We start from the raw sequence: 5488 nt of genomic DNA, 5'->3' as shown, positions 1-5488 counted from the left end.
ATGGCGGCTCCTGGCTGGTTACAAGATCACGATCTGACGTCCGTGATGGCGGCGATCGAGGCCGACTGGCCCACGGGAATGCGGCCCTGTCACCCGGCAGTCACCGCTCGCGCCACATGGGCGCTGGAGGACATGTTGGCCTTTGTTCTGCCCGAGGGGTTCGAGACGGGGCGAAGCCGTTCTTCCTTCTGGATCAGGACGACATCTGGCCCCTATGCCTCCCTCGGCGTCGGTACGGGGCCCGACGCCTTTCCTTCCGACTTTCAATTGGTAGAGGCTAACAGTCTGGGCAACGGCTTTATCGCCGCACCCGAGGCGCGGCGGGTCACCCTCATGGGCGAGCCCGCCACCCTCTTTGTGGGGCGCAGCCAGGCAGGTAAGGGCAGCCGCGTGCAGCACGTTGCGCTGCTCGATCGTTGCCTGCCGGACGGGTCGCCGGTGGTCGTTACGTTGCGTGCCGACGACGCCTGGCTGAGCGCCAACGGCGGGTTCGAGGCCTTGTTGAACCGTGCATGGCTCTTCCTGCCCGAGGGCGCGCGAGCCTGTGATCCGGCCCTGTTGCAGACCGCCGTTGAGGTGTCCGAGGCGGATGCGGTAGAGGGTATCGAACCGGCAGAGGGTGGCGCCCCTACCGCGCGTGGCAAGACGGCTGCGGCGGGCTCGGCCCCGTCGGCGCCTGGCGGCGAGGGCCCTGGTGGCCTTGCCGGAGAAGTCTTCCCGGTTCTCGACGGCGACATGTCCCACTGGTCCGTGTCGGCGGCCGAGTTCGAGGCGAGTGCGGCCGAGATCACCGCGAAACCCGGTGGTGATGGACTCACCAGCTATTACGTCGCGCCCGCCCTGGCCAGGGGGGATTGGTCTCATGTCCGGGCGCTTCTTCTGGATAAAAAGAGCCACGGTGGCAGTTACTATGCGGAGGGGCATGGATCCGAGGGCGATATCGTGCTGGAGGGGCCCGCTGGCCGGGCAACCTATGCCTTGCCCCAGCATCATTCGGGCGAGTGGCGCCATTTCGAGATACCGCTGAATGAGCCTGGATGGCGCCTTTCTCAAGGCGCCGAAAGCCTGGCGGATGTGCTGCGTTCGGTGACCGCCTTGCGCATCCGCGCCGAATACGGGGCCGGCACGGATGTCTCGGGACTGCGCAACGTGAGCCTGGTTGTCAGCAACCAGGAGTCGCCGCTAGAGACCGCCGAGCAGCTTCGTGCAGCGGGCCTGCAGTCCATGCTCGACGGGGACTATGAGACGGCGCTCGACCGGCTCGAGCGCAGCCTGGCGCTGAAGCACGATGAGGCACTGGCTGGGCGTGTCGAACGGCTGCGGCTGTTCCTGGAAGTCAGGCCCGATTCGGCCCCGACGAACCAGGCGCGAGGAGAGTGAGCTCTCTTGCCCCGAGTCGCCGTTTATGGATACCGAGCCCGGTGTCGCGACCGTTGACGGACCGGATCCGGGCAGGCTCAGGGATTCCTGTTTACGCTACAGACGAAAGATGATGAGTTGTTTTATAAGCTGTTCATGTATATTGAGCGCACGAGCCAAAGCACGCTTTGCTGGACGATCTGGCTGGTGCCATCCTATATCGACCGCTTGACCTCGAGGACCTTCAGCGATGCCGATTTCAATGCGATCTCCTGTTCCGGGAAGCCTGGCCTGTGCCGGTCTTTATGCCTTGATGCTTGCCCTGCCGGCTCATGCCGAGTTGTCGGAACTCGAGGGCGCGGTCGGCCATGAAGAGGAAGCCAGCTCTCTCTGGGACCTGGAAGGGGCGCAGGGGCATGCGGGAACGGGGCCAGAGGCGGGCTCCGCCGATGATGGCATCGACTGTCAGGTAGAGGGTCCCTGTATCGAGAAGGCCACCGGTCTGGCGCTGCGCGTACTGCCGAGACCGTTTTCCCACCTCTACGGCGAGGCACAGGAAGAGGCGGACGCCATCGTGCAGGGCAATGTCCCGGCCTTCCGTCCGCTGTATGTCTTCGAGCGCAGTGACGTTGATCCAGCACAGCCGGACTCGCCTCAGGGCTGGTATCGGGTGGGGTCAACGGTGGAGACCCCCGAGGGCTGGATGCGTGCCGAGGACGTGTTCGAGTGGCGCCAGGCCCTGCTGGTCTCCTATACGCATCCCGGTGATGACATCGAGGGGCGCAATCCGGTGCTGATGTTCCGGCGGCTGTCGGACCTGGATGCGCTGGTGGATGACCCGAATCGGGCCGAGAAGGCGCGTGCGCTCTATGAGCAACTCGAGGCGGGCGAGGCCCCGGATTCGCTGATCAGCATGGAGCCGAAGCGCTTCGTGGACATCACCGACCAGTTCTACATGCTGCCGATCCTCGACTGGGAGCAGACCCGTATCCAGGGCGATGACGTGCGCCTGCTGCAGCTGGCAGCCGCGGTGCCCAATGCGCGCGGCGCCGATACCCTGGAAAACCCCGAATACGCCAAGCAGTCGCTGGTCGGGCGTCAGGCCGGTGGGAGCCTGGAGGCGCTCAAGGTCGACCTGGTGTTCGTGCTCGATACCACCCGCAGCATGCAGCCCTTCATCGACATGACCCGCGACGCCGTGGCGTCGCTGACCCGCAGTTTCGACGAGGACACCGGGGCGCGCTTCCGCTTCGGGCTGGTGACCTATCGGGACAGCACCGAGGCGATTCCGGAGCTCGACTATGTGTCGCGCCATCACACCCAGGAGCTGGTCGACGGGCAGACCATGGTGACGCTCCTGGAGGATTCCGCGCGAGCTACCGAAGTGGGCAGCCTGGACTATCCCGAGGAAGTCTACGCCGGGGTAGACGAAGCACTGCGTTCGGCCTGGCGAGAGGAGGCGCTGCGCTTCATGATCCTGATCGGTGATGCCAGTGCGCACCCGCCCGGGCACCCGCAGAGCATGACCGGAAAGACGGCACAGGATCTGCGTCGTGAGCTGGATGATGCCCAGGTGCATCTGCTCGCCATTCATCTGCAGGACCCCCGCGCCGAGGCTGACCATCCCGTTGCCGACGAGCAGTTCCGCGCCCTGTCACGCATCCGGGGCTCGAAAGAGGCCGCCATCGAGCCGGTGGATGCCTTCGATCAGGAGGCCTATCAGATGCTGGTGGATAGTGTGACCGACGATATTCGCCAACTGCTGGTCGAGACCGTTGGCGAGCCCTCCGGGTCCACCGACACGGCAACGGCCCAGGAGGCGCCAGACGACACCCTCGAGTCGGTCTCGGCGCTCTGGAATGCCGCCCTGGTAGAGTATGTGGGCAAGCAGGCAAGGCCGCCCAAGGATGTGGTTGCCTGGGCCATGGATCGGGATTTGGTGAATCCGGCGGACCGTGCCCTGGAGGTTCGTGTTCTGGTCAACCGTGAGCAGCTGAACACGCTGGCGCAGTCGCTGGAAATGGTGGTTCAGGGGCTGATGCGGGCCGATATCACCCAGGGCGAGTTCTTCGAGGCCCTCCAGGGCGTGGCCGGTCAGACGATGAAAAGCCCGGATGAGATCGGCCAGGGGGCCACCCTTGCCGAGACCGGCCTGCTGCCGGCCTTCGTGCAGTCGCTTCCCTACCGCAGCGATATCCTGGCGCTCAACGACGAGATGTTCGCCAGCATGACCGCCCAGCAGCGGGCCGACCTGGAGTACAGCGTGCTGGCCAAGCTGGAGCAGTATCGTGCGATCAACGAACAGGTCGATGCCTGGTTCGCCCTGAACGAGGATGACCGGGAAAGTGCCCGCGTCTACCCGCTGCACATCGACTACCTGCCGTAACGCTTCATGTATCGACTCGAGGATGTATGCAAGCACCGGGCCCAGGGCGGCAGTGCCTTCGAGCTGCAGGTACCGTCGCTGGAGGTTCATCCGGGTGAAATGATCGCCCTGGTCGGTGAAAGCGGCTGCGGCAAGAGCACCCTGCTGGATCTGCTGGCCCTGGTGCTGAGGCCCTCCTCTAGCCGCGTGTTCCGGTTCACGGATCCGAACAGTGGTGAGGTGGTCGACGCGGCGGCGCTCTGGGCGGGCGGGCACGAGGACGCGCTGGCACGCCTGCGTCGCGCTCACATGGGGTATGTGTTGCAGACGGGAGGGCTGCTGCCTTTTCTGGATGTTCGCCGCAACATCGAGCTCTCCTCGCGCGTCAGCGGCCGTGAGTCGGTGGCGGTGCCCGAGCTCGCCGCTCAGCTGGGCATCGGCAACTGCCTGGACCGAATGCCCGCGGCGCTTTCCATCGGCCAGCGGCAGCGGGTGGCTATTGCCCGGGCGGTGGCCCATGGCCCGGCCCTGGTGCTTGCCGACGAGCCGACGGCCGCCGTCGACAAGGGGCGTGCGGCGCAGATCATGGAACGGCTCGCCATGCTCGCCCGGCAGCAGGGTACCGCGGTGGTCGTGGTGACCCACGACCGCCCGGTGGTCGAGCCGCTGATGGATCGGGGCTACGGTTTTTCGGTGTCGGCCGTCAGCGATGAACTGACGGTCTCGGTCTGCAGGCCGCTGGATCGGCGGGAGGCGGCGTCATGACCCGGCAAGGAAGCGCCCTGGCGATGCTGGTACCCCGCCTGGCGGCGGCCCAGTTACGCAGCGACTGGATCCTGACCCTGTGCCTGGTGATTGCGCTGGCGGCCGTCATCGCCCCGCTTCTGGTGCTGATGGGGCTCAAGCAAGGCACTATCGAGACGCTTCGCGAACGACTGGTCGAGGATCCGGTGTTCCGGGAGATTCGGCCGGCCCAGACCCGTGAGTATGCCCCGGAGTGGTTTGATGCCCTGGCTCGTCGACCGGGCGTGGAGTTTCTCACGCCCACGATCCTTCCGCTCTCCTCGGTGTTGCAGGTGCTGCCGCACGCGGACGGGAGAGCGATGGTTCATGATCTCGTGCCCACCGGGCCGGGGGATCCGCTGCTTCTCGAGAACGGTGCCGTGATTCCCGGCGACGGTGAAGTGGTCCTGTCTGCCGATGCTGCCCGCCAATTGAATGTCACTCAGGGACAAGCGCTTACGGTACGAGTGACACGCGCCCGTGGCGGCGTCAGCGAGGTGGTCGAGGATGAACTCGAGGTCGTGTCCGTGCTGGGCCCTCGGGCGGGGCAGCTGGCGCGTCTGTACGCCCCGCTGGACTATGTGCTGGATGTCGAGGCCTATAAAGAAGGCTTTGCCGCGCCACAACGCGGCTGGCCCGGCAGCACGCCCGAGCCCTACCTGAGCTATGATGGGGCACTGCTCCTTGTCGAGCGTCCGCTGTCGCCGATCGAGCGGACAGGGCTGGTGATCAACACCGGGATCGCGCACCTCACCGATGCCTCGGCCGCTCGGGTCGAGGCGGTGATCGGTCAGTCATTGCCGGCCGACCTGATCGCGTATCGGCTGTCCACGCCGGGCACGACGCTCAGGCCGTCACAGTTACGCGCGCTCGATCAGAAACTGCGCGGGCGCAAGCGAGTACTGCTGCCCTTCGTGTCCGACCTGGAGCTGAAGGGGGCCGACGGTCGGCCACTGGCGCTGCTGGGGCGGTCGCTGTCGG

At 65.9% G+C, this 5488-nt stretch carries 3 protein-coding genes and 1 pseudogene; all 4 read left to right on the top strand.

All coding sequences use genetic code 11. From position 1 onward, the window contains the following. Positions 1-1380: laminin B domain-containing protein (locus RI841_RS13985; RefSeq protein WP_310706242.1), on the top strand; the 1380-nt coding region annotated here is incomplete at its 5' end. Positions 1381-1609: 229 nt separating this feature from the next. Beyond that, positions 1610-3745 carry a VWA domain-containing protein gene (locus RI841_RS13980; RefSeq protein ID WP_310706241.1) on the top strand — a complete coding sequence of 712 codons (2136 nt, stop codon included), beginning with the start codon at positions 1610-1612 and terminating at the stop codon, positions 3743-3745. Between the two features lie 6 nt (positions 3746-3751). Continuing rightward, a complete protein-coding gene (locus RI841_RS13975; RefSeq protein ID WP_310706240.1) occupies positions 3752-4489 on the top strand; it encodes an ATP-binding cassette domain-containing protein in 738 nt (245 codons plus the stop codon). After that, positions 4486-5488: pseudogene (locus RI841_RS13970) on the top strand (hypothetical protein); the annotation flags it as partial. The gene RI841_RS13975 and the pseudogene RI841_RS13970, both read left to right, overlap by 4 nt.

The organism is Halomonas sp. (assembly GCF_031581305.1).
In the GTDB taxonomy this organism is placed as follows: Bacteria; Pseudomonadota; Gammaproteobacteria; order Pseudomonadales; family Halomonadaceae; genus Halomonas.
Note: the sequence above shows the minus strand (reverse complement) of the source record. Positions and strands in the feature narration are given on the sequence as shown.

Coding starts and splice junctions, on each gene's coding strand:
- RI841_RS13980 (WP_310706241.1), top strand. CDS start 1,610: ATGCCGATTTCAATGCGATCTCCTGTTCCGGGAAGCCTGGCCTGTGCC.
- RI841_RS13975 (WP_310706240.1), top strand. CDS start 3,752: ATGTATCGACTCGAGGATGTATGCAAGCACCGGGCCCAGGGCGGCAGT.